Origin of the sequence: Pseudomonas sp. OTU5201 (assembly GCF_038440135.1) — a bacterium.
In the GTDB taxonomy this organism is placed as follows: Bacteria; Pseudomonadota; Gammaproteobacteria; order Pseudomonadales; family Pseudomonadaceae; genus Metapseudomonas; species Metapseudomonas resinovorans.
This window is the reverse complement of record NZ_JASATC010000007.1, coordinates 103,014-128,750: the sequence shown is the minus strand read 5'-3', so window position 1 is coordinate 128,750 and position 25,737 is coordinate 103,014. Positions and strand designations below refer to the sequence as shown.

Genomic DNA, 25,737 nt, shown 5'->3' with positions numbered 1-25,737 from the left:
TTTCCCACTGCGAAGAGGGGCAGGAAGCCCCCCCCTCAACGGCAGTTGAACTCCGCCCGCAACTGCCGCGCGGCCGCGACCATGTTCACCAGCGCCGCTTCGGTTTCCGGCCAGCCACGGGTCTTAAGGCCGCAGTCGGGGTTGACCCAGAGACGCTCGGCAGGAATGCGCTCGGCGGCCTTGCGCAGCAGCTTGGCCATCTCGGTACTCTCCGGCACCCGCGGCGAGTGGATGTCGTAGACGCCCGGCCCGATCTCGTTTGGATAAGCGAATGCCTCGAAGGCATCCAGCAATTCCATATCCGAGCGCGAGGTCTCGATGGTGATGACGTCCGCATCCATTGCGGCGATGGACTCGATCACATCGTTGAACTCGCTGTAGCACATGTGGGTGTGGATCTGGGTTTCGTCCTGCACGCCACTGGCGGTCAGGCGGAAAGCCTCGGTGGCCCAGTCCAGGTACGCCTGCCAATCGGCCTTGCGCAGCGGCAAGCCTTCGCGGAAGGCCGCTTCGTCGATCTGCACGATGCGGATGCCGGCCTCTTCCAGGTCCACCACTTCGTCGCGGATGGCCAGCGCCAATTGCCTGGCCTGCACCTCGCGGGAGACATCCTCGCGCGGGAAGGACCACATCAGCATGGTCACCGGGCCGGTCAGCATGCCCTTCATCCACTTGGCAGTCAGACCCTGGGCATACTTGATCCACTCCACGGTCATGGCTTTCGGGCGACTCAGGTCACCGAAGATCACCGCCGGCTTTACGCAACGGGAACCGTAGCTCTGCACCCAGCCGAAGCGGGTGAAGACATAGCCATCCAGCTGTTCGGCGAAGTACTCGACCATGTCGTTGCGCTCGGCCTCGCCATGCACCAGAACGTCGAGGCCCAGCTTCTCCTGCACGTCCACAGCGTGGCGGATTTCGCTGTGCATGGCCTCGGTGTATTCGGTCTGGGAAAGCTTGCCTTGTTTGTAGGACTGGCGCGCCAGGCGGATGGCAGGGGTCTGCGGGAAGGAGCCGATGGTGGTGGTCGGGAACGCCGGAAGGTGTAGGCGCTCACGCTGTTTGGCTAGACGCACGGCGAAGGGCGACGGACGCTGGCAGTCTTCCGGCTTCAGAGCCGCCACGCGAGCCTGCACGGCCGGCTTGTGGATGCGCGGCGAGGCAGCGCGGCTGGCCTGCACGGCACGGCTGGCGGCCAAGGCTTGCAGCACTTGCGGCGCTTCCGGCTCAGTCAGGGCGCGGGTCAGTACGGCGACCTCCTCGCACTTCTGCACGGCAAAGGCCAGCCAGCTCTTCAGTTCGGCATCCAGCTTGTCTTCGCGAACCAGGTCGACCGGGCTGTGCAGCAGCGAACAGGACGGCGCCACCCAAAGGCGGTCGCCCAGGCGTTCGTGGGCATGGCGCAGCACATCCAGCGCCTTATCCAGGTCGCAGCGCCAGACGTTGCGGCCGTTGACTAGGCCAAGGGACAGCACCTTGTAGGCCGGCAGGCGGTCAAGGATGGTCGGATACTGCTCGGGCGCGCGCACCAGGTCGATGTGCAGGCCATCCAGCGGCAGGCCGGCGGCCAGGCCGAGGTTGTCTTCCAGGCCGCCGAAATAGGTGGCGATCAGTTTCTTCAGCGGATCTCTCTGCAGCAGGTTGTAGGCGCGCTCGAAGGCGTTCTTCCAGTCCTGCGGCAAGTCCAGCACCAGGATCGGTTCGTCGATCTGCACCCATTCCACGCCCTGGGCAGCCAGGCGCTGGAGAATCTCGCCGTAGACCGGCAGCAGTCGCTCCAGCAGGTCCAGCTTGTCGAACTCGCCCCCCTTGGCCTTGCCCAGCCAGAGGAAGGTCAGCGGGCCGATCAGTACCGGTTTCACTGCGTGGCCCAAGGCGTGGGCTTCTTCCACTTCCTCGAACAGCTGCTCCCAGCTCAGGGTGAATTGCTGGTCAGCGGCGAATTCCGGTACCAGGTAGTGGTAGTTGGTGTCGAACCACTTCGTCATCTCCTGGGCATGAGCACCGCCGCAGCAGGGCTTGCTGACACCTCGCGCCATGGCGAACAGGGTGTTCAGGCTGGCGTTGCCGCCCTCTGGACGGAAGCGCTCAGGAATCACGCCGAAGGTCAGGGAATGCGTCAGCACCTGGTCGTACCAGGCGAAGTCACCCACCGGAAGCAGCTCGATGCCGGCATCCTTCTGCAACTGCCAGTGTTCGGCACGCAGTTGCCGGCCGACAGCACGCAGGCCGGCTTCATCCAGTTCGCCCTTCCAGAAGGCTTCCTGGGCTTTTTTTAGCTCACGGTCGCGGCCGATGCGCGGGAAGCCGAGGGAATGAGACAGGGCCATGTTGTCGAATCTCCATGCAAACGATGGAGCCAATTGTCGACAGCCTCTGGCACTTGAGACAAACTCAACTAATTCGTGTTGATCTCAAATTCTATTCATGGAGAGCGCCATGCTCGAGCTGCGCCACCTCAAAACCCTGCACGCGTTGCGCGAAGCCGACAGCCTGGTGGAAGCTGCAGAACGCCTGCACCTGACTCAGTCCGCCCTCTCCCACCAGTTCAAGGAACTGGAAGAGCGCCTCGGCATGCAGCTCTTCGTACGCAAGACCAAGCCCGTTCGATTCACCAGCGCCGGCCTGCGCCTGTTGCAGCTGGCCGACAGCGTGCTACCGCAACTGCGCAGCGCCGAGCGGGATCTGGCCCGCCTCGCCGGTGGCACCGCAGGCCGTCTGCACATGGCCATCGAGTGCCATAGCTGCTTCCAGTGGCTGATGCCGACCATCGACCAGTTTCGCGATGCCTGGCCCGAGGTGGAGCTGGACCTCGCCTCAGGCTTCTCCTTCGCCCCCCTGCCCGCCCTGGCCCGAGGGGACCTGGATCTGGTGGTGACGTCCGACCCCATCGACCTCGCCGGCATCACCTATGTACCGCTCTTCACCTACGAGGCCCTGCTGGCGATCGACAACCAGCACGCTCTGGCAAGCAAGCCGTTCATCGTTCCCGATGACCTCTCCAGCCAGACCCTGATTACCTACCCGGTGGAACGCGACCGCCTGGATATCTTCACCCGCTTCCTCGAACCGGCCGACGTAGAGCCCGCCCAGGTGCGCACCTCGGAACTCACGGTGATGATGATGCAGTTGGTCGCCAGCGGCCGCGGCGTCTGCTGCCTGCCCAACTGGGCCTTGCACGAGTACAGCTCGCGCGGCTACGTCACCGCCAAGCGTCTGGGTGAGAAAGGCCTGTACTGCACCCTGTTCGCGGCGATCCGGGCCGACATGCTCGATGCGCCTTTCATGCGCGACTTCCTGCTGACGGCCAAGGACACGTCGTTTGCCACCCTTGAAGGAGTATGTGCTGCGCGGTGAACGAACCCTCAACCCCGCCCTGCGCCCCGGAAAGGCAGAAGGGTGATTCGCGCCGACAAGGGTGAGCCAATCCTGTGTCACCTCGCCAGTCGCACCATCACGGTCGCATCGGAAGTGCCGGCCCCAGGTAGGCATTCGCCTGCTGGATATCGTCCTCACCCAGTGAGCCCACCGACGCGGCCAGGCGCAGGCGTGAAAGCAGGTATCGCAACTTGGCCTCCAACAGGTCACGGCGGGCGATGAAGGCCTGCTCCTCGGCATTGAGGATGTCCAGGTTGGTACTGGTGCCCGCCTGGAAGCCCTTGCGCGCCGAGTCCTGCGCCCGTTCGCTGGACACCACCGCGGTTTCCAGTGCGCGCACCCGCTGCTCGCCGCTCTGCACACCGCGAAACTCACGAGTAGTGCCCGACAGCACTTCCTCACGGCTGGAGTTCAACTGGTCGTTGGCCAGCTCGCGGTTGGCAGACGCCTGACGCACCTGCGCGCTGGTGGCGCCACCGGTGAAAATCGGCATGCGGAACTCCACGCCCACCGAACCGTACTTGTTCGTCTGATCCTGAGTAGAGACCGAATCGCTTTCCGAATCGTTGTAGGCCGCAACGAAGTCCAGGGTCGGCCAGTGCCCCGCCCTGGCCCGGCTCACCTCTTCATCGGCGATGTCCAGACTGCGGCTTCGAGCAATGATGGTCGGGTTATTGGCCCGTGCGTCGTTGATCCAGTCCTGCAGGCTTGGGGGCTCCAATGGCGGCGTAGGGAACTCGGTGCGCAAGGTGGACATCTGCTCCGGCAGCACGCCGAGCAATTCCTGCAGCAGGCGCCGTGCCACCAGCAGGTTGTCCTCGGCTTCGATCAACTCCGCCTGGGCGAGGTCGCGTCGAGCGGACGCCTGATCGACGTCGATCACCGTCCCGTCGCCCAGCTCGAAGCGTCGTTTGGCGGCCATCACCTGGTTCTCCAGGTTCTTCAACTTGGCCTTGGCCAGGTCGATGGTTTCCAGCGCCAGCAGCACGGCGAAGTAGCGGCTAGCCAGACTGACCGCCGATTCCTGGGTCTTGGCATCGAACACTGCGTCACTGAACAGGGTGCGTTGCTTGCCTTGGCGGTACTCCGCCATCCGCTGCTTGTTGAACAGCGGTTGGCGCAACTCCACCACCGCCCCCCTTGAGTCGTACTCCAGGTCGCTCTCCACGGAGCTACCGAAGACATTGTCCTGTTCGCTGGTCCCGTCCACCCGTTTCCAGTAGGCGGTGCTGCTGATGTTCGGCAGCAGGCCGGCCTTGCCGAGTTCCTTGTATTCCTGGCCGGCCTGGCGTTCGTGTATCGAGGCCAGGTAGGTCGGTCCCTGATTCTGGTAGACGTTCCAAGCTTCGCTGAGGTCCATGGCCGTCGCAGGCAGGGCGACGGCTCCGAGAAAACCGGCTAGAGCCTTCCGGAGTCTCATTTTACTGCTCCTTGAATGCGCTTCCGACGCGGCCCAGCAGTGGTTTCATCAAGTAACTCATCAGGCTGCGCTCGCCGGTCTTAATGGTCACGGTGGCCGGCATACCTGCCCGGATATTGTTAGGCCCGAGCAGCTTCATGCCTTCCTCGGTCACTTCCACCTGCGTCAAGTAATAGGGCTGTTTGCTGGCTTCGTCCACCAGACGGTCGGCCGCGACCGTCATCACCCGACCGGGAATGTTGGGTGTCTGTGCATGGTTGAAGGCCGGGAAGGTGATATCCACCGGCAGTCCAGGAACCATCTTGTCGATGGCCTGTACCGGCACCTGGGCATCCACCTGCAACGGTTCCTTGTCCGGCACCACGTCCATGATCCGCTCACCGGGCTGGATGACACCGCCGACGGTGGCGACATTCAGGCCCAGGACGATGCCGTCGATGGAGGAACGGATCACAGTGTTTTCCACCTGGTAGTCCACCGAACGCAGGCGTTCGCCCAAGGACGTGGTTTCCTTCTGTACATCGGTCAACTGCGACTCCACTTCCTTCTGGAAATCCTGCTCACGCTGGAGGATGCGCAGTTTGAGTTCGGCGATCTGGTTCCGGGTGCGGCCGATGTCCGCGATGTTCTGCGCCATGGAGCCGTTCAGTTCCGAGGCACTGCGCTCCAGCTCAAGCATACGGTTACGCGGGATGTAGCCTTCCGCGGCCAGGCTGCGCACACCTTCCAACTCCTGCCCCAACAGGCTCGACTGGCTGGCGCGGGTCGCCTGCACCTGCCGCAGCCCCTTGAGTTGCTCTTCGGCGCCATTGAGGTTCTCGTGCAGGATGCTGACCTCGCCCAACAGGGCCTTGCGCCGGGTGTGAAAAAGCCGTTGCTGCAAGGCTATGGCCTCCTGCAGGCGCGGGTCGCCAGCAAAACGTTCCAGCAGGTCCGGTGTGAAGGTCACCGAATCGGCGCCATCACGCTCGGCAGACAGGCGATCTTCCACCGTCTTGGCCACGATGTACTGGGAGCTCAGGGCACCCTGCTCGGCGATCGCCTGGGTCGGGTCCAGGCGCACCAACTCCTGACCGGCGCGCACCTTGTCGCCCTCGCGTACCAGGATGGAGTCCACCGTGCCTCCTGTGAGGTGCTGGACGGTCTTGCGGGCGTTGGTGACGTTGACCGTGGCATTGGCCACTACGCCAGCATCCAGGGGAGCCAGCACGGCCCAGACCAGGAAGCCGCCGAAGCCAGCCAGCACCATCCAGACGCCCCAACGGGCCGGGCGGGTGTCATCCATGTCCACCTGTATCGGTTGTTCGACCCGTACCAGGGCCTTGCTTTCGCTTGCCGCTTGCATGATCGATTACTCCTTTGCCCGCATCGAGGCCAGGTTGGGCGTGCCCACAGAGGGCATGACGCTGGCCTGGCGCAGCGCTGCGAACACCTCGTCGCGAGGACCGAACAACTGCATGCCGCCATCGCGCAGCAGCAGGACCTTGTCCACCGTGCTGAGCACGCTGGGGCGGTGGGAAATCAGGATCAGTGTCTTGCCGCGCTTCTTCAGGTCGAGGATGGCTTCCACCAGCGCCGCCTCGCCCAGGTCGTCGAGGTTGGCGTTGGGCTCGTCGAGCACGATCATCGAAGGGTCGCCATAGATGGCACGGGCCAGGGCGATGCGCTGTTTCTGCCCACCGGACAGCGGGCTGCCATCTACCCCCAGCGGAGTGTCGTAGCCCTTCTCGAAGCGCAGGATCATCTCGTGCACCCCGGCACGCTTGGCCGCGAGGATCACTTCTTCGCTGTTCAGCTCGCCAAAGCGGGCGATGTTGTCGGCAATCGTGCCCTCGAACAGCTCCACGTCCTGCGGCAGATAACCGATCCAGGGCCCCAGTTCTTCCTTGTTCCATTGGTAGATGTCAGCACCGTCCAGACGCACCTTGCCCGACTGCGCCGGCCAGACACCCACCAGCAGGCGGGCCAGGGTGGACTTTCCAGCAGCCGAAGGCCCGATGATGCCCAAGGCCTCACCAGGCGAAAGGCTGAAATTGATCCCACGCAAGATGGTCGATACGCCGCCAGGAGCCGCCGACATGGCCTGCTCCACTGACAGCGCGCCCTGGGGCTTGGGCAGCGCCATGGCGTCCTTGCGTGCGGGGAAGTCCTGCAGCAGCTTGGACAGGCGCTCCCAGGAAGTGCGGGCAGACAGCAATTGCTTCCAGACCCCGATGGCCTGCTCCACCGGCGCCATGGCACGACCGCTTAGGACCGAACTGGCAATCATCATGCCTGCCGTGATCTCACCCTTGATTGCCAGCAACGCGCCAGCGCCGAGGATCAGCGATTGCAGGGTGATCCGCACGAAACGGCTGGCGCCGTTGATGTAGGCAGCGCGGTCAGAGGCCAGGGTCTGTTTCTCGAGGATGCGTTGATGGTTGCCGTACCAGCGTTCGCGAATCGCTGGCAACATCCCCATGGCTTCGATCACTTCGGTGTTGCGCAGGTTGTTGTTGGCGAAGGAGCCAGACGCCATCGCCGCCTGGTTGGCCTCCATCAGCGGGCCACGGGTTATTACCTCGGTGAGCAGGGCCAGGCCGAACAGGATGGCCGAACCGACCAGCGTGATAATGCCCAGCAGCGGGTGCACGAGGAAGATCACCAGCAGATAGATAGGTGTCCAGGGGGCGTCGAAGAAGGCGAACAAGCCGTTGCCGGTGAGGAACTGGCGGACCTGGGACAGATCCTGCAGGGCCTGGGCCGGATTGCCGCCAGCGCGGCGCAGGTTGCGTTCGAAGGAAGCGTTGAAGATGCGCTTGTTCAGGCTCATGTCCAGTCGGTTGCCAAGGCGGATCAGCACGGTCGAGCGCACCACCTCCAGCAAAGACATGAGCACGTAGAGCCCAAGCATCAGGACCGTCAGCATCAACAGAGTGGTGACGTTGCTGCTCGCCAGCACGCGGTCGTAGACCTGCAGCATGTAGAGGGCGGGCGCCAGCATCATCAGGTTGATAACCCCGCTGAAACCGCCAACGACATAGAACGTGCGGCGCAGGCGGTTCAGGGCTTCGGACAACTCGGTACGGGGCTGCGAGAAATTCTTCATCTCGGCGATCCACTGGCTGAGTGATGGGTTAGGCCATGGTCCGGCCGCCTTCTTATAGTTCGAGCCCCTGGAGCGAAACGGCGCTGCCCCCACAGAAGCCTATACACATCCTTAGCCAAGACTCTGACGCACCGCCAGCCTCGAACCCCGCCTGCCGGACGGCTGCGGGGTTAACCCCGACCGACGACATGGGGGACTCGAGCGAGAGTGCTTCTCATCAAGGGTGGAAGACCCGTTCTAGAGCGGCTTAACCCACTTTTTTGGGCAATCTGGATGGGGGGCGGAAGGCACCGGGAAGACGAAACTGGCGCCGGATTAATGACACACGAGGTGGAAAGCGGCGTTTCAGGCGCTTCTGGTGCGCAGCGCCGGGCTGAAAGTCAGCATGTCCATCAGGCTGTTAACCAGGCTTTCCGCCTCATCCGCCAGGGAATAGCCATGGGGCACCAACAGCCAGTTGGTCTGGATGCCCTCCATATAGGCATGCACGCTGACAGCGGCACGGCGGCAGTCCAGGTCCCTGGGCAACTGTCCACGGCTGACCGCGTTACGCAATGCCTTGGCGATGCGCTCGTCGCACTCGGCGCTGAGGTCCTGCATCTGCTGGCGAAGGTCGCCCAGTTCCTCGGAGTACTCCACCTTGAAGCGGAGGATCTCGTGGATGCGCCGGCTCTGCGGGTCCAGCTCCAAGCGCTTGAGCAAACGCACCAGCAACTGGTGCATGCGCCCCAGGGGGTCGGGTTCGTCTTCGCTCTCACTGGCGCGAGCGAGTTGCTCCAGAGGCGTGTGGATGCGTTCGAGCATGGCCTGGAACAGGTCGTTCTTGTTCTCGAAGTGCCAATAGATGGCACCGCGGCTCACTCCGGCTGCAGCAGCAATCTCAGCCAGCGAGGCGCGGGAAACCCCCTTCTCGTGAAATACCCGCTCGGTGGCGTCGAGTATCTGCACGCGGGTTTCTTCAGCTTCCTCTTTGGTGCGTCTGGCCATTTGCCGCTGTGACCTATCTGATTGCTGACAAAGGAAAAATCATCGTTCCGCCGAAATATTTTCTGACACCGGCTCCGGAAGATTCGATTTACAAACATTCACGCATGTAAGTATATTCGTACACCTCTGTAAGAATCCAGAACCCGCCTTGCGCCCGGCCTCCCCCAGGGCCGCATCCCAGAAACAATGAGGTCCCTTCAGATGCCCATGAAGCCAGCCTTTGCCGCCTTGGTTTCCACCATCGCTCTGGCCACGCTCGCCCTGACCGGCTGCCAGGAAGCCTCGGCTCCCCCGCCCGCCCAGACGCCCAAGGTTGGCGTCGTCACCCTTCAGCCCCAGAGCTTCACCCTGACCACCGAACTCCCCGGCCGCACCGCAGCATTCCGCATTGCCGAAGTGCGTCCGCAGGTGGACGGCATCATCCAGAAGCGCCTGTTCGCCGAAGGCAGCGAGGTCAAGGCCGGGCAGCAGCTCTACCAGATTGACCCGTCCGTCTACTCCGCCACTTACAAAAGCGCCCAGGCCAGCCTGGCGTCGGCGCAATCCCTGGCGGATCGCTACAAGGATCTGGTCAGCGACCAGGCCGTGAGCAAGCAGGCCTATGACGAATCCCAGGCTGCCCGCCTGCAGGCCGAGGCCGCACTGGAGAAAGCGAAGATCGACCTGCGCTACACCAAGGTGCTGGCACCGATTTCCGGACGCGTCGGCCGCTCGACGGTCACCGAAGGTGCCCTGGTGAATAACGGCCAGACACTGGCCATGGCCACCATCCAGCAGCTCGACCCGATCTACGTTGACGTCACCCAGTCCACCAAGGACCTCCTGCGCCTGCGGCGGGAGATGGCTGAAGGTCAGCTGGAGAAGACCGGGGGCAATGGCGCAAAGGTTTCATTGCTGCTCGAAGACGGCAGCGAGTACCCGCACAAGGGCAGCCTGGAGTTCTCCGAAGTCTCGGTGGACGAAGGCACCGGTTCGGTGACCCTGCGCGCGGTCTTCCCCAACCCGGAACACACCCTGCTGCCCGGCATGTTCGTCCACGCCCGCCTGGGCTCGGCGGTGAAGCAGCAAGCCATCCTTGCGCCGCAGCAAGGCGTGACCCGCGACCTCAAGGGCCAGGCCACCGCGCTGGTGGTGAACGCCGAGAACAAGGTCGAACTGCGCCAACTGAAAGCAGAGCGCACGGTCGGTGACCGCTGGCTGGTCAGCGAAGGCCTGAACCCGGGCGACCGCCTGATCACCGAAGGCCTGCAGTTCGTGCGCCCGGGCGTGGAAGTGAATGCCGCGCCGGCGACCAATGTGGCTGCCCAGCAGCCCGCGGGCGACAACCTGGCCAAGAGCCACTGAGGAGCCCATAGATGTCGAGATTCTTCATCGATCGCCCGATCTTCGCCTGGGTGATCGCGCTGGTGATCATGCTCGCCGGCGCCCTGTCGATCCTCAAGTTGCCGATCAACCAGTACCCCAGCATCGCCGCGCCTGCGGTGGGCATCCAGGTCAGCTACCCCGGTGCCTCGGCGCAGACGGTGCAGGACACCGTGGTGCAGATCATCGAGCAGCAGCTCAATGGCATCGACGGCTTGCGCTACATCTCCTCGGAGAGCAACTCCGACGGCAGCATGAGCATCACCGCCACCTTCGAGCAGGGCACCAACCCTGACATCGCCCAGGTGCAGGTCCAGAACAAGCTCCAGCTGGCCACCCCGCTGCTGCCGCAAGAAGTGCAGCAACAGGGTATCCGCGTGACCAAGGCGGTGAAGAACTTCCTGCTGGTCATCGGCGTCGTCTCCGAAGACGGCAGCATGGACAAGAACGACCTGGCCAACTACATCGTCTCCAACATCCAGGACCCGATCTCTCGGACCAAGGGTGTGGGCGACTTCCAGGTGTTCGGTGCCCAGTACGCCATGCGCATCTGGCTGGACCCGGCACGGCTGAACAACTACCAGTTGACCCCGGTGGACGTGAAGACCGCCATCCAGGCGCAGAACGTGCAGATCTCCTCCGGCCAGCTCGGCGGCCTGCCCGCCTCCCCGGGAACCCAGCTGAACGCCACCATCATCGGCAAGACCCGCCTGCAGACTCCCGAGCAGTTCGGCAACATCCTGCTGAAGGTGAACCGCGACGGCTCCCAGGTGCGCCTGCAGGACGTGGCAAAGATCGAGCTGGGCGGCGAGAACTACAGCATCAGCGCCCAGTTCAACGGCAAGCCCGCCTCCGGCATGGCCATCAAGCTGGCTACCGGCGCCAACGCGCTGGACACCGCCAAGGCGATCCGCGCCACCATCTCCGAGCTGGAGCCCTTCATGCCGGCCGGGATGAAAGTGGTGTTCCCCTACGACACCACCCCGGTGGTTTCCGCCTCCATCGAAGGCGTTATCCATACCCTGGGCGAAGCCATCGTCCTGGTGTTCCTGGTGATGTTCCTGTTCCTGCAGAACTTCCGCGCCACCATCATCCCGACCCTCGCGGTGCCGGTGGTGCTGCTCGGCACCTTCGGCGTGTTGGCGATGTTCGGTTTCACCATCAACACCCTGACCATGTTCGCCATGGTGCTCGCCATCGGCTTGCTGGTGGACGATGCGATCGTGGTGGTGGAAAACGTCGAACGGGTAATGGCCGAGGAAGGCCTGTCACCGCTGGAAGCCACCCGCAAATCCATGGGTCAGATCCAGGGCGCGCTGGTAGGCATTGCCCTGGTGCTCTCGGCGGTGTTCCTGCCGATGGCCTTTTTCGGCGGCTCCACCGGCGTGATCTACAAGCAATTCTCCATCACCATCGTCTCGGCCATGGCCCTGTCGGTGCTGGTAGCGCTGATCTTCACCCCGGCCCTGTGCGCCACCCTGCTCAAGCCGATCTCCAAGGGCCACCACGAGAAGCGCGGCTTCTTCGGCTGGTTCAACCGCACCTTCGACCGCAGCGTACAAAGCTACGAGCGTGGCGTGCGCGGCATCCTCAAGCGCAAGGCGCCCTACCTGCTGCTCTACGTGGTGATCCTCATCGCCATGGGCTGGCTGTTCACCCGCATTCCCACCGCCTTCCTCCCCGAAGAGGACCAGGGCGTGCTCTTCGCCCAAGTGCAGACCCCGTCCGGCGCCAGCGCCGAGCGTACCCAGGTGGTCGTGGACCAGATGCGCGAGTACCTGCTGGAGAATGAGAAGGACACCGTGAAATCCGTGTTCACCGTGACCGGATTCAACTTCGCCGGTCGCGGCCAGAGCTCGGGCATGGCTTTCATCATGCTCAAGCCGTGGGAAGAGCGCACCGCGGAAGGCCAGAGCGTATTTGACCTCGCCCAGCGCGCGCAGCAGCACTTCTTCAGCTTCCGCGACGCGATGGTCTTCGCCTTTGCCCCGCCGGCAGTGATGGAACTGGGTAACGCCACCGGTTTCAACTTCTTCCTGCAAGACCGCGCAGGTGTCGGCCATGAAGCGCTGAACGCCGCCCGCGACCAGTTCCTCGAACTGGCGGCGAAGAACCCGGTGCTTAACCGCGTACGTGCCAACGGCCTGCGCGACGAGCCCCAGTACCAGTTGCTGATCGACGACGAGAAGGCCCGCGCCCACGGCCTCTCCCTGGCCGACATCAACAACACCGTGTCCATTGCCTGGGGTGCCAGCTACGTCAACGACTTCATCGACCGTGGTCGGGTGAAGAAGGTTTACCTGCAAGGTGAACCCGAAGCGCGGATGAACCCGGAAGACCTGAACAAGTGGTACGTACGCAACGACCAGGGCCAGATGGTGCCGTTCAGTGCCTTTGCCAGCGGCGAATGGACCTACGGGGCACCCAAGCTTGCCCGCTACAACGGCGTGCCGGCGGTGGAAATCCTCGGCGAGGCGGCTCCGGGCCACAGCTCGGGTGAAGCCATGGCTGCCGTGGAAGAGATCGCCAAGCAACTGCCGGCGGGCATTGGCTACTCCTGGACCGGCCTCTCCTACGAGGAGCGCCTGTCCGGCTCCCAGGCCCCGGCCCTCTACGCACTGTCGCTACTGGTGGTGTTCCTCTGCCTGGCGGCCCTGTATGAGAGCTGGTCGATTCCGTTCTCGGTGATGCTGGTGGTTCCGCTGGGTGTAATCGGCGCGCTGATGTTCACCAGCATGCGCGGCCTGTCCAACGACGTGTTCTTCCAGGTCGGCCTGCTCACCACGATCGGTCTCTCGGCGAAGAACGCGATCCTCATCGTCGAGTTCGCCAAGGAGTTGCACGAGCAGGGCAAGAGCCTGTTCGACGCCGCCGTGGAAGCCTGCCGTATGCGCCTGCGCCCGATCATCATGACCTCGCTGGCGTTCATCCTCGGCGTGGTGCCTCTGGCCATCTCCAACGGCGCCGGCTCCGGCAGCCAGCACGCCATTGGTACCGGCGTGATCGGCGGCATGTTCACCGCCACCGTCCTGGCCATCTTCTGGGTGCCGCTGTTCTACGTGCTGGTCTGCTCGCTGTTCAAAGACAAGGCGAGCAAGGCCGCGATCAAGAAGGAGGCCCTGCAGTGAGGCGTTCCCTGATTTCCCTGGCCATCGCCGCGACCCTGCTCGGTGGCTGCTCCATGATCCCCGACTACCAGCGCCCAGAAGCGCCAGTGGACAACGCCTGGCCCCAGGGCGAGGCGTACAGCCAAGGCGAGGCCCAGGTAAGCACCGTCGCTGCCGACCTCGACTGGCGCGACTTCTTCCAGGACCCGGCGCTGCAGCAACTGGTGCAGCTCGCCCTGGACAACAACCGTGACCTGCGCACCGCCGCGCTGAACGTCGAGGCCTACCGCGCGCTCTACCGCATCCAGCGTTCGGAGCTGTTTCCCAGCGTTTCGGCCGACGGCACCGGTACTCGCCAGCGCCTCCCCGGCTCCCTGAGCGAAAGTGGCCAGGCCACCACCAGCGGCCAGTACAGCGCCACCCTCGGCACCAGCGCTTGGGAGCTGGACTTCTTCGGCCGCCTGCGCAGCCTGAACGAACAGTCCCTGGAACAGTATTTCGCCACAGAGCAGGCGCGTCGCAGCACCCAGATAAGCCTGGTGGCCTCGGTGGCCACCGCCTATCTCGACTGGCAAGCCGACCAGGCCCTGCTGCAACTGACCCGGGACACCCTCAAGGCCTACCAGGAAAGCTACGCCCTTACCCAGCGCAGCTTCGACGTAGGAGTTGCCGACGCACTGGCCCTGAGCCAGGCGCGAACCGCCGTGGAAAGTGCCCAAGTCAGCCTGGCGCAGTACACCCGTCTGGTGGCCCAGGACCGCAATGCCCTGGCGCAACTGGTGGGCACCGGCTTGCCGGCGGACCTGCCCAAGGGCCTGGCGCTGGACGCGGACCTGCTCGCTGAAGTACCGCCGGGCCTGCCGTCCGACTTGCTGCAGCGTCGGCCGGACGTGGTCCAGGCGGAACACCAGCTGAAGGCAGCCAACGCCAATATCGGTGCGGCGCGCGCGGCCTTCTTCCCCAGCGTCAGCCTGACCGCCAACGCCGGCAGCATGAGCAACGAGCTCTCCGGGCTGTTCGACGCCGGCTCCGGCAGCTGGCTATTCCAGCCGAGCATCAGCCTGCCAATCTTCAACGCCGGTCGTCTGAAGGCAAACCTCGACTACACCGAGCTGCAGAAAGACGTCCAGGTGGCGCAATACGAGAAAGCCATCCAACTGGCCTTCCAGGAAGTTTCCGATGGCCTCGCAGCGCGCACGACCTACCAACAACAGCTCGGCGCGCAGCGCGCCCTGGTAAAAACCACCGAGGAGTACTACCGCCTCGCCGAGCGTCGCTACCGCACCGGCGTCGACAGCTACCTGACCCTGCTGGACGCCCAGCGCCAGCTGTTCAGCGCCCGCCAGCAACTGATCGGTGACCGCCTCAACCAGCTCGCCAGCGAAGTGAACCTGTACAAGGCCCTCGGCGGCGGCTGGAAAGAACAGGGAGAAAGCTCCCCTAACGCTTGATCCGCGACTCCCCTATCCTCAGGGACGAGGAATCCACGCGGCGCCCTCGCCAGTCTTGGCGGGGGCGTACTTTTTCCGCCCATCGCAGCCTGCCGCAAGCACCCCGATGCCCTGCAACAGGGCACTCAAAACGGGCATGAAACTCGGAAAACTCCATGCCATTCATTGGCTTGCCTGTGTCCGCCGGTCCATTTCCTTGCCATCGGTCAGGCCACCGCCACGGGCTGTAACAATGGCCGATCCTGTTCATCCAACTCGTGGGGAGGCGAGTGGGCAACAAGAGGAAACGACGATGAAATCGACATTCAGCACGACCACCCTCAGCGGCCTTTTTCTGGCCCTGGCGGTGACAACGGGACCGGGTACGGTCCTCGCGGAGAATGGAAGCGACCGCCTGGACGAGTACCGGATACGCAACCAGCAACTGCTGCAGATGAGGGAGGATTCCAGCGAGAGCTTTACGCGGATGGTCGAGGAACAGCCAACCGCGGCTGGCCAATCTTATGAGGATGAAGGCATGCGTTCCGATGGGCGACAAACGCCGAAGTATCAGTCGTTGATCCACCAACAGAGGGTCGAGTACGGGAAGTAACCCCGTAATGACCGCCCGTCGGGTGCGCGCCCAAACCTACGCGCCCGCCGGGCAGACCGTTAGCGAAGTTTCCGACAACCGGCCAGAACCGCCGGACCTCGCCCCAGAGCCATTGAGCCGCTCGCGGGACTCCGGCACCTCTGCCGTGCGTCTCCTGCTGCTTGCAGCGTCACATGTACTGACCCTAGTGTTCCCACATCCTCGAACTGGCGGAGGGTATTTCCTTTGCCGGTGATTCGCTCAACGGATTGATCCACCGCTGAACCCGGCTCCGGCCGCTTTCCACTGGAGAGTCAACCCGTTGCAGAAGCCCGTCTCACGCCGCTTCGGCGTACCCCTTTCCTGGCAATTGCTGGCATTCGCCCTTTTCAGCTGCAGCCTGCTGCTCGGCACTGGCGATGCGAGCGCCGCCTGGAGCGTCGATCCAGTACTGCGCAAGGCGGAAAAACGCTACGGCCGCAGCGGCCCGGCCAAAGACCGTCTCCAGGCCTGGCACGACCTGCTGGAAAGCGGACGTCGATTGACCGAGCGGCAACAACTGCAAGCGGTCAACCGCGAGATCAACCGCCAAGTACGCTTCAGCGACGACACTGCACTCTGGCAGCGCCGCGACTACTGGGCGACTCCCGTGGAAACCCTGGCCAAGGGCGCGGGCGACTGCGAGGACTTCGCCCTCGCCAAGTACTTCACCCTGCTGCAGCTGGGCGTCGCCCCGGACAAGCTGCGCATCACCTACGCACGCGCGCTGGAGCTGAACCAGGCGCATATGGTGGTGACCTACTACGAAACCCCTGATGCCGAGCCCCTGGTGCTAGACAACCTGGTCGACGACATCCTCCCCGCCTCCCGCCGCAGGGACCTGGCCTTGCGCTACGCCTTCGACACCCAAGGCCTCTACGCGATGAATGGCCGGGCGATCAGACGCGTCGGCAGCACCACCGAACTGCCGTTCTGGCAAGGCTTGCTGGCGCGAATGGAGAAGGAAGGCTTCACGCTCTGAGCCGTGTGGCCTCGGCATCCTTCCTGGTCAGGACGAACTCAACTGACTTCCACCATCCTGCGTAACGCATCCTTGGTGACCTTGCCCGCCGCGTTCAGCGGCATGGCTTCCACCACCTGCGCGCGGCGCGGCACCTTGTAGTTGGCCATCTGCTCGCGGCACCAGGCGAGGAAGTCACAGGTATCCACATGCTGCCCGGCAGCCGGCAGCAGGAAAGCCATGGCCACTTCCCCCAGGCGTTCGTCGGGGATACCGATCACCGCTGCCTGCGCGATGCCCGGATAACGCAGGATGACTTGCTCGATCTCCGCCGGGTACACGTTGAAGCCACCCGTGATGAACATGTCCTTGATGCGGTCGGTGATCCGCAGGTAGCCGTCCTCGTCCAGTACCCCGATATCCCCGGTGTGCAGCCAACCCTCGGCATCGATGGCTTCGGCCGTCGCCTCCGGGTCGTTGAAGTAGCCCTGCATCAGGTTGTAGCCCCGTACCAGCAATTCCCCCGGTTGTCCCGGTAGCACGGGCTGGCCGGTGCCATCCACGCAGCGCACCTCCACATCCGGAAAGGCGCGGCCCGAGGTAGTAGCCACCCGTTCCGCGGAGTCCCCCGGCCGGCAGATCGTGACGAAACCACAGGCTTCGGTCAGGCCATAGGCGGTGACGATGGTTTCGAAACCCAGCTCGCGCCCCATGCGCCGTACCATCTCCACCGGCACCGAGGCAGCGCCGGTCACCGCTACCCGCAGGCTGGACAGGTCATAACGCTCACGCTCGGGGAAAGCCAGGATCGACTGGTACAACGTCGGCGGGCCGGGCAGGACGCTGACCCGTTCGCGAGCAATGCGCTCCAACATTGCCGGCACGTCGAACACTTGCTGCGGCAGGATGCAGCAGCCACGCATCAACGCCGCCAGCCAGCCGGCCTTGTAGCCGAAGCTGTGGAAGAACGGATTCACGATCAGGTAGCGATCACCGGGACGCAAACCGACCATCGCGCTCCAGTCACGGACGATACGCAGGTTCTGGCCATGCCCCGTCATCACGCCCTTGGGTTTGCCGGTGGTGCCTGAGGTGAACAGCAGGTCGGACAGGCTGTGCTGGCCAATCTGGCTTTCGCGCACCGCCAATTCCGCCGGAGAAACCTCCTCGGCGAGTGTCATGAAGACGTCCCAGCCCAGGCAGCCCTCCGCCATGCCACGCAGGCAGACCCGCGTACGCAACGCCGGCAGCGCCTCACCGGCCAGCAATGCCGGGTAGTCCGTGCCGAGGAACTCTCCGATCACGAACAGCAGACTGGCGCCGCTCTCACGCAGGATGAAACCCGCCTCGGCGCCCTTCATCCGCGTGTTCAGCGGCACCAGTACCGCCCCTACGCTCTGCAGGGCGATGGCGGCGACTATCCATTCGTGGATGTTCGGGGCCCAGATCGCCACTCGCTCACCGGACTGCACCTCCAGCGCCAACAAGGCGCGCGCGGCCTGACGGCGCAGCTGGTCGAGCCGGTGATAGCTGATGCGGGTGCAGTCGTCCTCGATGGCCATGGACTCGCCGTAGCGCGTTGCAGCAGCGGCCAGCAGTTCAGGAATGGTCAGGGCGCTTTCCAGGTTTGGCATGGGCTTTTCTCGGGCGCGACGGGACAGCGGCCGGGTAACCCCGGCCGTGGTGAAGGCAAAGAAATCAGGCTTGTGGCGGTGCGAAGCGGCGACCGGCGGAGAAGCCGCCGTCGACGCCGATCATCTGCCCGCTGACAAAGGAAGCATCGTCCGAGGCGAGGAACAGCGCGACATTGGCCACCTCCTCCGGACGCCCCGCGCGGCACAGCATGTGCTGGGAGGCGAAGAAAGCGTGGAAGGCCTCCTGCTCCTTGACCATCTGGGTCATGGGGGTGTCGATCAGCCCCGGGCAAAGGCCGTTGACACGGATGTTGGCATGGCCGTAGTCGATAGCCAGGGAACGGGTGAGCTGGCTGATGCCGCCCTTGGAGACGTTGTAGGCGGTGTTGTTGTCGCAGCCCTGCTCACCGAAGATCGAGCCAACGTTGACGATGGAGCCGCTCTTTTGCGCCAGCATCGGCACCAGGGCGTACTTGCTGGTGAGCATGCTGCCGGTCAGGTTGATGTCCAGCACCCGCTGCCATTCACTGGTGGGTGCGCTGGTGATGTTGCCCTGGCTGGCAACCCCTGCGGCGTTGACCAGCGCATCGATACGCCCGAAGCGGCGCACCACCTCTTCCATCACGGCCTGCACGCGCGCCTCGTCACGTACATCCAGGGCCATGAACAGTGGTGCCGGGATCAATCCCTCCAGGCTCGCAGCAACATCTGCACGGGGCTCCCCCATGTCCAGTCCGACTACCTGCGCGCCCTCGGCAACGAAGCGCCGGACGCAAGCCAGACCAATACCCGATGCGGCGCCAGTGATGACCGCGACCTTGCTAGACAGACGTGCCATGGGAAACCTCATTGCTTGTTCTTGGAATGGTTTTTTCAGCGAAGTCTACAGAAGCCGGTCCGGTGGATGATCGTCCGTTGGGACTACACCCACAACGTCGGCTTCACACGGATCAATGTGGGGACGAACCTCCAGTCCGCATGGCGATTGAAATCGCCCCCCACAAGACCACGCTCCCGGTTCAGACCCAACAGGATTGGCATCAAGCCAACCACCCAATGCCGCATAAAGAAAAAACCCGGCCGAAGCCGGGCGTAAAGGCACAGACATACACGCTCAATGCCACCCGCGAGGGCGGCAGCCTCCGGCTGTCACCCCGGAAACTTCAGTTTCAGCCGCGCACTGCCTGGGCGGCCCTGGCACGCCAGGGTCCAGCCTTCGGCCAGTTCGGCGGGGCTGAGGATATCGTTGCGGGAGAGCACCACCTCACCCTCCTCCACCTTGCACATGCAGGCACCGCAGAAACCCTCTTCGCAGGAATAGGGCGCATCGAGGCCGGCATTGCGCATGCTCTGCAACAGAGTCTCACCGGGTTGAACCGGCACGGGGCTGAGCAGGCCATCCAGCTCCACCAAAAGCTGCTCCACCGCCGCGCTGGCGGGTACCGGCATGACCGCCTGCGCATCCGGGTCGGGCGGTGAGACGAAGCGTTCGACATGAATGCGCTCGCGCGCTTCTCCTCGCGCCAGCAACGCGCGCTCCACGGTATCCATGAACGGCCCCGGCCCGCAGATGTAGAACTCCGCGCCAGCATGGCCGCGTACCAGTTGGTGCACCTCGCCTTCGCTGAGAAAGCCCTGCACCGAGTCCAGCACATGCACGACTTCCAGTTGCTCCACGTGGGCCTTGACCAGCGCCTTCAGCTCGTCGCGGAAGATCACCGAAGCCTCGTCGCGATTGGCGTACACCAGCTTGATTCGACGCCGTGTGGTCTTCAGTGCCGACTTGAGAATGGAGAACACCGGAGTGATCCCCGAACCACCGCCGAACAGCACCAGGTCATGCTCGCCGGAGCGCAGGTGGAAATGCCCGGCCGGCGGCAGCACCTCCAGCAAGTCGCCGGGGCGCACCTGGTCGTTGAACCAGTTGGACACCCGGCCGCCGTCCACCCGCTTGATGGTGACCTTGGGCAAGGCATCACAATCCGGCGAGCTGGACATGGAATAGCAACGCGTCAGCCGCTTGCCACCGAGCATCACGCGAAAGCCGAGGTACTGCCCCGCCTTGTAGCGGAAGCGTTCTTCCAGCCCTGCGGGAATCCGCAGCACCAAAGAACGGCTGTCGTGAGTTTCGGCGATGACCTCCGCCACTTCCAGGTGGAAGGCGCCGGAGTGTTGGGGTTCGATCACGAGAGGCTGCGCGCTGCCCATGGCCATCTCCGCGTTACAGCAGGCCGCTGACGGTCTGTGCGTTGTCGATGCGCAGTTCACTGCCATTGATGAACCGCGACTCATCCGACGCCAGGAAGAGCACCAGGTTGGCAATGTCGCGTGGGGCGCACATACGATTCTTCGGGTTCTGGTCCAGCACGTCCTGCGGCACGTCCTGAAGACCGGTGAGGGGCTGGGTCATGGGCGTGTTGATACCGTCCGGGTGCACGCTGTTACAGCGGATGCGGTAACCCTGCTCCTTGCAGTGCAGCGCCACCGAGCGGGTCAGCGCTGCCACGGCCCCTTTGGAGGCGGAGTAGGCGCAGAAGGCCGGCATTCCGCCCAGCGCCGCCACCGAGGACATATTGATGATGGAGCCGCCGCCGCTGTCTTTCATCGCCGCGATGGCGTGCTTGCAGCCGAGGAAATAGCCGTCGCTGTTGATCCGCTGGATCTTTTGCCAGAGCTCCAGGCTGGTGTCTTCGATGCTGGCCACGGCCAGAATGCCGGCGTTGTTCACCAGCACATCGAGACGGCCAAAAGTTTCCAGGGTGAGCCTGATGACGTTCTGCCAGTCGGCTTCGCTGGAAATATCCTGGCGGATAAACAGTGCGTTCTCGCCAATCTCAGCGGCGACCTGGCGACCGGCCTCATCATTGAGGTCGGTGAGCACCACCTTCGCCCCTTCACTGGCCAACAGCAGTGCGTCCTCGCGCCCAGCCCCGCTGGCAGCGCCGGTGACAATGCAGACTTTGCCTTCAACTCGTTTCATTGTTGTTCTCCTTGGAAAGCTTCGGCCGCCCGAACCAGACCGGCCACGTGAGCGCCAACACGGCGCCCCGAGTAAACGCAGTCAGCGAGGGACAGACCGGATACGTAGAAGTTGGAAGCAACGCCAACCGCGTTGCGGCCGGCACTGAACAGGCCAGGGACCGCCTGACCGTCGCGGTCCAGCACCTGGCCGCTGCGCTCGCAAACAGCAAGGCCGCCCAGGGTGATCACCGGACAGGGATAGAGCGTGCTGGTGAAGGACAGGTCCAGGGCATACCAAGGCCCCTCGTCCAGCGACGCGAGAAAACCGCGCGACTTGCCCAAGGCATCCTCGCGCAGGCCACGAGCGGCATCACCGTAGTCCGCCAGCGTCTGCTCCAGGGCTTCGCGGGGCAGACCGATCCGTGCGGCCAACTGGCCGACGCTGTTGCCGCGCTTGGCATTGAACAGCAGGTTGAGCAGAGCCGGCAGGCGCTGGAAAGACCAGACCTTGCCTGGGCCGATCTGCGCGAACGCCTCGCGGAACAACGCACGATTGATGATCAGGATCGCGCGGCCACCCTGTTCTTCCACCATGGCGTGGCCGAGCTTGGCGCCATAGACCTCTTCGTTGCAGTAGCGATACCCGGCGCCGTTGACGATCACCCCCTTGGCCCAGGCCAGGGGAGGATTGATAAAGCGCCAGGCGCTGACTTTTTCCATACGCTGCAGCGTACCGCCTGCGCTGTGACCCAAACGCATGCCGCTGCCGTTGCAGCCGCTGGTACCCAGTGGCAACCCACCGAGATAGCGCGGCGCATGGGCGGTGAGCATGGCGCGGTTGAACACGAATCCGCCGGCACTGAGCAGTACGCCGTGATGGGCGCGGATCAGCCGGCGCTCCGCATGGGCCAGTTCAAGCCCACGCACCTTGCGCCGCAGGCGTTCAGCCAGGGCCGGTGCATAGGGATGCAAGGCGTCGGTCCAGCGCGCCAGCCGGGCATGGCGTCGCGCGGCGCGGCTGCCCGCTGGAATCTCCCAGGCCTCGACACCGATAACTCGACCGGTGCCATCCAGCACCAGGCGACGTACCTCGCACTGAGTGCGCAGACGCACTCCCTGGCGCAGGGCACTGGCCTTGAGCGGTGCGTACAGGTTGTAACCGGACATCCCGGAGCCCAGGGCACGGTGGCCACGCGGTGCAGGCCGGGCCGTGGCGGCATAGCTCGGAACGGCTTCGTTGCCGGAGTAATAGAGGAAGTACTGATCGCTCGGGTAGGAGGTTTTCATCGGCGGCACGCTGCCCTGGAAGCCGGCGCCTTGCCGCTCCAGCCAGGCCAGGTTGTCTCTACTGCGCTCGCAAAAGTCCTGTAGCGTCTCGGCGGACACCGCGTCGCCCACTTCCTGACACAGGTAATCGAACATCGCCTCGGACGAGTCGTTGACCCCCGCCTCGGCCTGTTGCGGAGTTCCACCGCCGGCATAGACCACGCCACCGCTGCGCGCCGTCGCACCACCGCCAGCGAAGCGATCCAACGCCAACACAGAAGCTCCCTGGCCGCGCGCCTCCAGAGCAGCGCAGACACCAGCACCGCCAAAACCGACCACCAGCAGGTCGGCACTGTCATCCCAATTGAGCTGCGCAGCGTCAACCACCTGCAACGGGACTTCCGGGCTCTGCTCCATCACGGTCATGCGGCGTCCTCAGCAAGCAGCGGCCAAGGCCGGTGCAGTGGTGGTGTAGGCGCCGTCGAGGTAGACCAGCGGGCTGATCTCCACGCTGTTGTGGATCGCCACAATCCGGCCGATGAAGATGCTGTGGGTGCCGTAGCTGAACTTGCCGTCCTGCCGGCAGAGAATCGCCGACTGGGCGTCGCCCAGGTACGGAATGCCGCCTTCGCTGCTGCGCCAGTCGCCCCGCTGGAAACGCGCCTCGCCCTTCACCGGGCCGCTGCACAGGTGCGACAGCTCCTCCTGCTCCAGCCCGAGGATGTTCACGCAGAAGTCCGCACCGGCATCCAGCACCCCGTGCAGCGACGCGCTCTGGTTCACGCAGATCAGCAGCGACGGCGGCTCGGTGGAAAGCGAATCCACCGCCGTGGCAGACATCGCGAAGCGCTCCTGGCCGTTGCTGGTGGTGATGATGGTCACGGACTTGGCCAGACGACGCATCGCCTGGAGCATCGCGGCTTTCAGATCGGCCTGGCTCATCGCACTGCCCTCTTGTTGTGCTCAAGTGCTGCCGATTTTTCGCCAGCCCCGGCCGGGCAACATCGTCCGAGGGGACTAGTCGGATTGCCGTGCGAAGCGGCTTTTCCTGTAGGGGCCAATTCATTCGCCAAGGGCAGCACAGCTGCCCCCATGAGGCCTCGCGAGGCAGACCTTCGGCCTGCTTGGCGAATGAATTGGCTATGTCTGCGTTAGCTGCTGCAAGAGATTTCCCATCCGGCCAAGAGCCTTGTAGGAGCTGGCTTTCCAGCGAAACGCCGCCATTCGCTGGCAAGCCAGCTCCTACGGGCACTGCGGCTGCCTACAACACGTAACGCAGACATAGCCAATGAATTCGCCCCTTCACGGGAGACGTAGCTTCGCCCCGTCCTACCCCCGCGTCGCGATGGCGTGCTTGCGCAGCTTGCGATAGAGGGTGTTGCGGCTGATGCCGAGCTGTTCGGCGGTGCGGGTCATGTGCCAGCGCTGGCTGTCCAGGGCATTGAGCAAGGCGGTGCGCTCAGCGTCGTCTAGCGGGTTGGCCACAGGCTCTGGCGTCGTCGGCGCCACTGCGGCATGCACCACCTCGCGAGGCAAATCGCCCTGGCGGATGATGCCGTCCTCGCAAAGCGCCGCCAGGGTACGCAGCACATTGCGCATCTGCCGCACGTTGCCCGGCCAGTGGTAGTCGAGCAGGGTCTGACGTGCGTCATCAGTGAGCACGACGCGCATGCCGCGCGCCTCTTCCGCCAGCAGGTAATGCAGCAGTTCCGGCTTGTCGCTGCGTTCACGCAGGGGCGGCAGGTCGAGAACCAGGCCATTGAGGCGATAGAACAGGTCTTCGCGGAAACTGCCACTCTGCACCCGTGCCTCCAGCTCGCGGTGGGTGGCGCTGATGATGCGCACATCTACGGCCTGAGGTTCGCCGCCGATGGGCACCACCAAGCGCTCTTCCAGCACCCGCAGCAGACGGGTCTGCAGGGCCAGCGGCATGTCGCCGATCTCGTCGAGGAACAGGGTGCCGCCATCGGCCTGCTGCAGCTTGCCGCGCATGCCTTCCTTGCGCGCGCCGGTGAAACTGCCGCCGCGATAGCCGAACAGCTCACTCTCGATCAGGGTTTCCGGGATGGCCGCACAGTTCAGCGCCACAAAGGGTCGTTCGGCACGAGAGCTGGCCTGGTGAAGGGCTCGGGCGAAGGCCTCCTTGCCGGAACCGGTTTCGCCATTGATCAGCAGCGGCACATCGCGCTCGTAAACGCGCAATGCACGGCGGAAGTCGTTCTGCAGCGCCGCATCGCCCAGGCAGATGCCCGGCCGCGCCGTCTTTGGCTGCTCCAGTGAAACGGGTTGCGGAACACTGCGCGGCTGGCCACGCAGGGCGGCGAACAGGGCACGGCCGTTGCGCGCACGCAGCGGCCAACTTGTGGCTGGCTGCGGTGTAGCGCGGCCGAGCAGGTCGTCGAGACGGCAATCGAAGAAGGCTTCTACGGACTGGCCGATCAGGCGCTCGCGCGGGGAACCCAGCAGGTTGATCGCGCTCTGGTTCACCGCACTGATCCGCCCTGCCCCATCGAAGGCCAGCAGGCCTTCGCTGAACAGGCCGACGTACTCTGCCTGAAGGTGGAAGCGCAGCAACCATTCGCCTTCGAAGCGGCGCAGGAAATAGCAGCTCTCGATCATCTTCGCCGAGAGGTTGACCAGCGCCATGGTGTGGAACTGGCTCTGGCGCGAGACATCGTGTCGCGCGGATGACACATCGAGTACCGCCATCAGGTCGCCCTGGGGGTCGAACACCGGGCTGGCGGAACAGGTGAGGCCGGTATGGCGGCTGCGGAAATGCTCGTCCTGGTGGATGGTCAGCGCCTGGCGTTCCACTACGCAGGTGCCGATGCCGTTGGTGCCTTCGCTGGCTTCACTCCAGTCGGCGCCGAGCCAGAGCCCGGCGCGCTCGAAGCTGGGCCGTTCGGCATGGGCGGTGACGCAGTTGAGGATCACCCCGCGGGCATCGGTGAGCAGCACCGCATGGCCGGCACCAGAGAGCTGCCGGTAGAGGTTGTTCATCTCGCCATTGGCCACCTCCAGCACCTGCTGCATGCGCTCGCGGCACTCCAGCATGCGCCCGTGCTCAAGCACTGTGGGCGCGACCGGCTGCGCCGGGTCGAGGTGATAGTCCTCCAGGCAGCGCAGCCAGGAGCGAGCAATCGAAGGGTCGGCGGCCGGCCCGCTGGCCTGCGCCTTCCCCTGTGCCAAGGTCATCACCTGTTGGGCGTGACGACTGAGAGGATTCTGCATTGTTGTTCTTCTCCAGTGCGAGCTTCCCGGGAGGCAGCCCTGGCCGTGGAACGGCACCCGCGTCGACGCAGCATCCCCCAGCGTAGAAGCCATTGCAATGGCCCCCTGACCCGTTGGTCACCTGCTGTGCCAGATGCGTGACAAAGTGTCACTCTCAGTTGTACCGGTCCTGCCACATCCGCGTCTTCGCGCCTGCATCGACCCACACACAAACCGCTCTGGAGTGGCACTTCCAGCACTCTGGCCCAGCCCTTGCTCCAGTAGAGACAAACGCCAACCGC

At 64.2% G+C, this 25,737-nt stretch carries 18 protein-coding genes; 6 read left to right on the top strand and 12 right to left on the bottom strand.

Features of this window, described 5'->3' with window-relative positions; translation table 11 throughout:
- Window positions 1-35: 35 nt before the first annotated feature.
- Complete coding sequence (gene metE / locus AAHM40_RS06700) at window positions 36-2,330, bottom strand: 5-methyltetrahydropteroyltriglutamate--homocysteine S-methyltransferase (protein WP_342243948.1); 2,295 nt, start codon at window positions 2,328-2,330, stop codon at window positions 36-38.
- A 109-nt stretch (window positions 2,331-2,439) separates the two neighbouring features.
- On the opposite strand from metE, the gene metR reads away from it, so the two are divergent.
- A complete protein-coding gene (metR, locus tag AAHM40_RS06695; protein ID WP_342243947.1) occupies window positions 2,440-3,357 on the top strand; it encodes a transcriptional regulator MetR in 918 nt (305 codons plus the stop codon).
- Window positions 3,358-3,454: 97 nt separating this feature from the next.
- On the opposite strand, the gene AAHM40_RS06690 is transcribed toward metR, so the two are convergent.
- The 4 genes from AAHM40_RS06690 to AAHM40_RS06675 form a co-directional block, all read right to left on the bottom strand.
- The gene (locus AAHM40_RS06690) at window positions 3,455-4,798 is read right to left on the bottom strand and encodes a TolC family outer membrane protein (protein ID WP_342243946.1); all 1,344 of its coding nucleotides are present in this window, start codon (window positions 4,796-4,798) and stop codon (window positions 3,455-3,457) included.
- A 1-nt stretch (window position 4,799) separates the two neighbouring features.
- The gene (locus AAHM40_RS06685) at window positions 4,800-6,083 is read right to left on the bottom strand and encodes an HlyD family type I secretion periplasmic adaptor subunit (RefSeq protein WP_446731542.1); all 1,284 of its coding nucleotides are present in this window, start codon (window positions 6,081-6,083) and stop codon (window positions 4,800-4,802) included.
- 66 nt (window positions 6,084-6,149) lie between these two features.
- Entirely contained in the window at window positions 6,150-7,886 is a 1,737-nt protein-coding gene (locus tag AAHM40_RS06680) for a type I secretion system permease/ATPase (RefSeq protein WP_342243944.1), read from the bottom strand.
- Between the two features lie 345 nt (window positions 7,887-8,231).
- Entirely contained in the window at window positions 8,232-8,873 is a 642-nt protein-coding gene (locus AAHM40_RS06675; protein WP_342243943.1) for a TetR family transcriptional regulator, read from the bottom strand.
- A gap of 201 nt (window positions 8,874-9,074) precedes the next feature.
- On the opposite strand from AAHM40_RS06675, the gene AAHM40_RS06670 reads away from it, so the two are divergent.
- From AAHM40_RS06670 to AAHM40_RS06650, 5 genes are all read left to right on the top strand, one after another.
- Window positions 9,075-10,217 (top strand): efflux RND transporter periplasmic adaptor subunit, encoded by a 1,143-nt coding sequence (locus tag AAHM40_RS06670; protein ID WP_342243942.1) that lies wholly within the window; start codon window positions 9,075-9,077, stop codon window positions 10,215-10,217.
- Window positions 10,218-10,228: 11 nt separating this feature from the next.
- Window positions 10,229-13,363: an efflux RND transporter permease subunit gene (locus AAHM40_RS06665; protein WP_342243941.1), complete on the top strand. Its 3,135-nt coding sequence runs from the start codon at window positions 10,229-10,231 to the stop codon at window positions 13,361-13,363.
- Window positions 13,360-14,793: an AdeC/AdeK/OprM family multidrug efflux complex outer membrane factor gene (gene adeC, locus AAHM40_RS06660; RefSeq protein WP_342243940.1), complete on the top strand. Its 1,434-nt coding sequence runs from the start codon at window positions 13,360-13,362 to the stop codon at window positions 14,791-14,793. The genes AAHM40_RS06665 and adeC overlap by 4 nt, the downstream gene beginning before the upstream one ends.
- Before the next feature lie 292 nt (window positions 14,794-15,085).
- Window positions 15,086-15,385 (top strand): hypothetical protein, encoded by a 300-nt coding sequence (locus AAHM40_RS06655; protein WP_342243939.1) that lies wholly within the window; start codon window positions 15,086-15,088, stop codon window positions 15,383-15,385.
- Window positions 15,386-15,686: 301 nt separating this feature from the next.
- Window positions 15,687-16,385, top strand: a complete 699-nt coding sequence (locus tag AAHM40_RS06650) for a transglutaminase-like cysteine peptidase (protein WP_342243938.1) — start codon at window positions 15,687-15,689, stop codon at window positions 16,383-16,385.
- Between the two features lie 38 nt (window positions 16,386-16,423).
- Here AAHM40_RS06650 and AAHM40_RS06645 read toward each other — a convergent pair whose 3' ends face one another.
- The 7 genes from AAHM40_RS06645 to AAHM40_RS06615 form a co-directional block, all read right to left on the bottom strand.
- The gene (locus AAHM40_RS06645) at window positions 16,424-17,998 is read right to left on the bottom strand and encodes a FadD3 family acyl-CoA ligase (protein ID WP_342243937.1); all 1,575 of its coding nucleotides are present in this window, start codon (window positions 17,996-17,998) and stop codon (window positions 16,424-16,426) included.
- A 64-nt stretch (window positions 17,999-18,062) separates the two neighbouring features.
- Complete coding sequence (locus AAHM40_RS06640) at window positions 18,063-18,836, bottom strand: SDR family NAD(P)-dependent oxidoreductase (RefSeq protein WP_342243936.1); 774 nt, start codon at window positions 18,834-18,836, stop codon at window positions 18,063-18,065.
- A gap of 311 nt (window positions 18,837-19,147) precedes the next feature.
- Window positions 19,148-20,206: a ferredoxin--NADP reductase gene (locus AAHM40_RS06635; RefSeq protein ID WP_342243935.1), complete on the bottom strand. Its 1,059-nt coding sequence runs from the start codon at window positions 20,204-20,206 to the stop codon at window positions 19,148-19,150.
- Between the two features lie 13 nt (window positions 20,207-20,219).
- The gene (locus AAHM40_RS06630; protein WP_342243934.1) at window positions 20,220-20,978 is read right to left on the bottom strand and encodes a glucose 1-dehydrogenase; all 759 of its coding nucleotides are present in this window, start codon (window positions 20,976-20,978) and stop codon (window positions 20,220-20,222) included.
- Window positions 20,975-22,651, bottom strand: a complete 1,677-nt coding sequence (locus AAHM40_RS06625; protein ID WP_342243933.1) for an FAD-binding protein — start codon at window positions 22,649-22,651, stop codon at window positions 20,975-20,977. The genes AAHM40_RS06630 and AAHM40_RS06625 overlap by 4 nt, the downstream gene beginning before the upstream one ends.
- Before the next feature lie 9 nt (window positions 22,652-22,660).
- Entirely contained in the window at window positions 22,661-23,167 is a 507-nt protein-coding gene (locus tag AAHM40_RS06620) for a flavin reductase family protein (protein WP_342243932.1), read from the bottom strand.
- A 387-nt stretch (window positions 23,168-23,554) separates the two neighbouring features.
- The gene (locus AAHM40_RS06615; RefSeq protein WP_342243931.1) at window positions 23,555-25,456 is read right to left on the bottom strand and encodes a sigma-54-dependent Fis family transcriptional regulator; all 1,902 of its coding nucleotides are present in this window, start codon (window positions 25,454-25,456) and stop codon (window positions 23,555-23,557) included.
- Between the last annotated feature and the right edge of the window lie 281 nt (window positions 25,457-25,737).

What these genes read in the sequence shown, in the direction of transcription:
- metE (WP_342243948.1), bottom strand. Translation starts at nt 2,330, where the DNA reads ATGGCCCTGTCTCATTCCCTCGGCTTCCCGCGCATCGGCCGCGACCGT.
- metR (WP_342243947.1), top strand. Translation starts at nt 2,440, where the DNA reads ATGCTCGAGCTGCGCCACCTCAAAACCCTGCACGCGTTGCGCGAAGCC.
- AAHM40_RS06690 (WP_342243946.1), bottom strand. Translation starts at nt 4,798, where the DNA reads ATGAGACTCCGGAAGGCTCTAGCCGGTTTTCTCGGAGCCGTCGCCCTG.
- AAHM40_RS06685 (WP_446731542.1), bottom strand. Translation starts at nt 6,083, where the DNA reads ATGGATGACACCCGCCCGGCCCGTTGGGGCGTCTGGATGGTGCTGGCT.
- AAHM40_RS06680 (WP_342243944.1), bottom strand. Translation starts at nt 7,886, where the DNA reads ATGAAGAATTTCTCGCAGCCCCGTACCGAGTTGTCCGAAGCCCTGAAC.
- AAHM40_RS06675 (WP_342243943.1), bottom strand. Translation starts at nt 8,873, where the DNA reads ATGGCCAGACGCACCAAAGAGGAAGCTGAAGAAACCCGCGTGCAGATA.
- AAHM40_RS06670 (WP_342243942.1), top strand. Translation starts at nt 9,075, where the DNA reads ATGCCCATGAAGCCAGCCTTTGCCGCCTTGGTTTCCACCATCGCTCTG.
- AAHM40_RS06665 (WP_342243941.1), top strand. Translation starts at nt 10,229, where the DNA reads ATGTCGAGATTCTTCATCGATCGCCCGATCTTCGCCTGGGTGATCGCG.
- AAHM40_RS06655 (WP_342243939.1), top strand. Translation starts at nt 15,086, where the DNA reads ATGAAATCGACATTCAGCACGACCACCCTCAGCGGCCTTTTTCTGGCC.
- AAHM40_RS06645 (WP_342243937.1), bottom strand. Translation starts at nt 17,998, where the DNA reads ATGCCAAACCTGGAAAGCGCCCTGACCATTCCTGAACTGCTGGCCGCT.
- AAHM40_RS06640 (WP_342243936.1), bottom strand. Translation starts at nt 18,836, where the DNA reads ATGGCACGTCTGTCTAGCAAGGTCGCGGTCATCACTGGCGCCGCATCG.
- AAHM40_RS06635 (WP_342243935.1), bottom strand. Translation starts at nt 20,206, where the DNA reads ATGGGCAGCGCGCAGCCTCTCGTGATCGAACCCCAACACTCCGGCGCC.
- AAHM40_RS06630 (WP_342243934.1), bottom strand. Translation starts at nt 20,978, where the DNA reads ATGAAACGAGTTGAAGGCAAAGTCTGCATTGTCACCGGCGCTGCCAGC.
- AAHM40_RS06625 (WP_342243933.1), bottom strand. Translation starts at nt 22,651, where the DNA reads ATGACCGTGATGGAGCAGAGCCCGGAAGTCCCGTTGCAGGTGGTTGAC.
- AAHM40_RS06620 (WP_342243932.1), bottom strand. Translation starts at nt 23,167, where the DNA reads ATGAGCCAGGCCGATCTGAAAGCCGCGATGCTCCAGGCGATGCGTCGT.
- AAHM40_RS06615 (WP_342243931.1), bottom strand. Translation starts at nt 25,456, where the DNA reads ATGCAGAATCCTCTCAGTCGTCACGCCCAACAGGTGATGACCTTGGCA.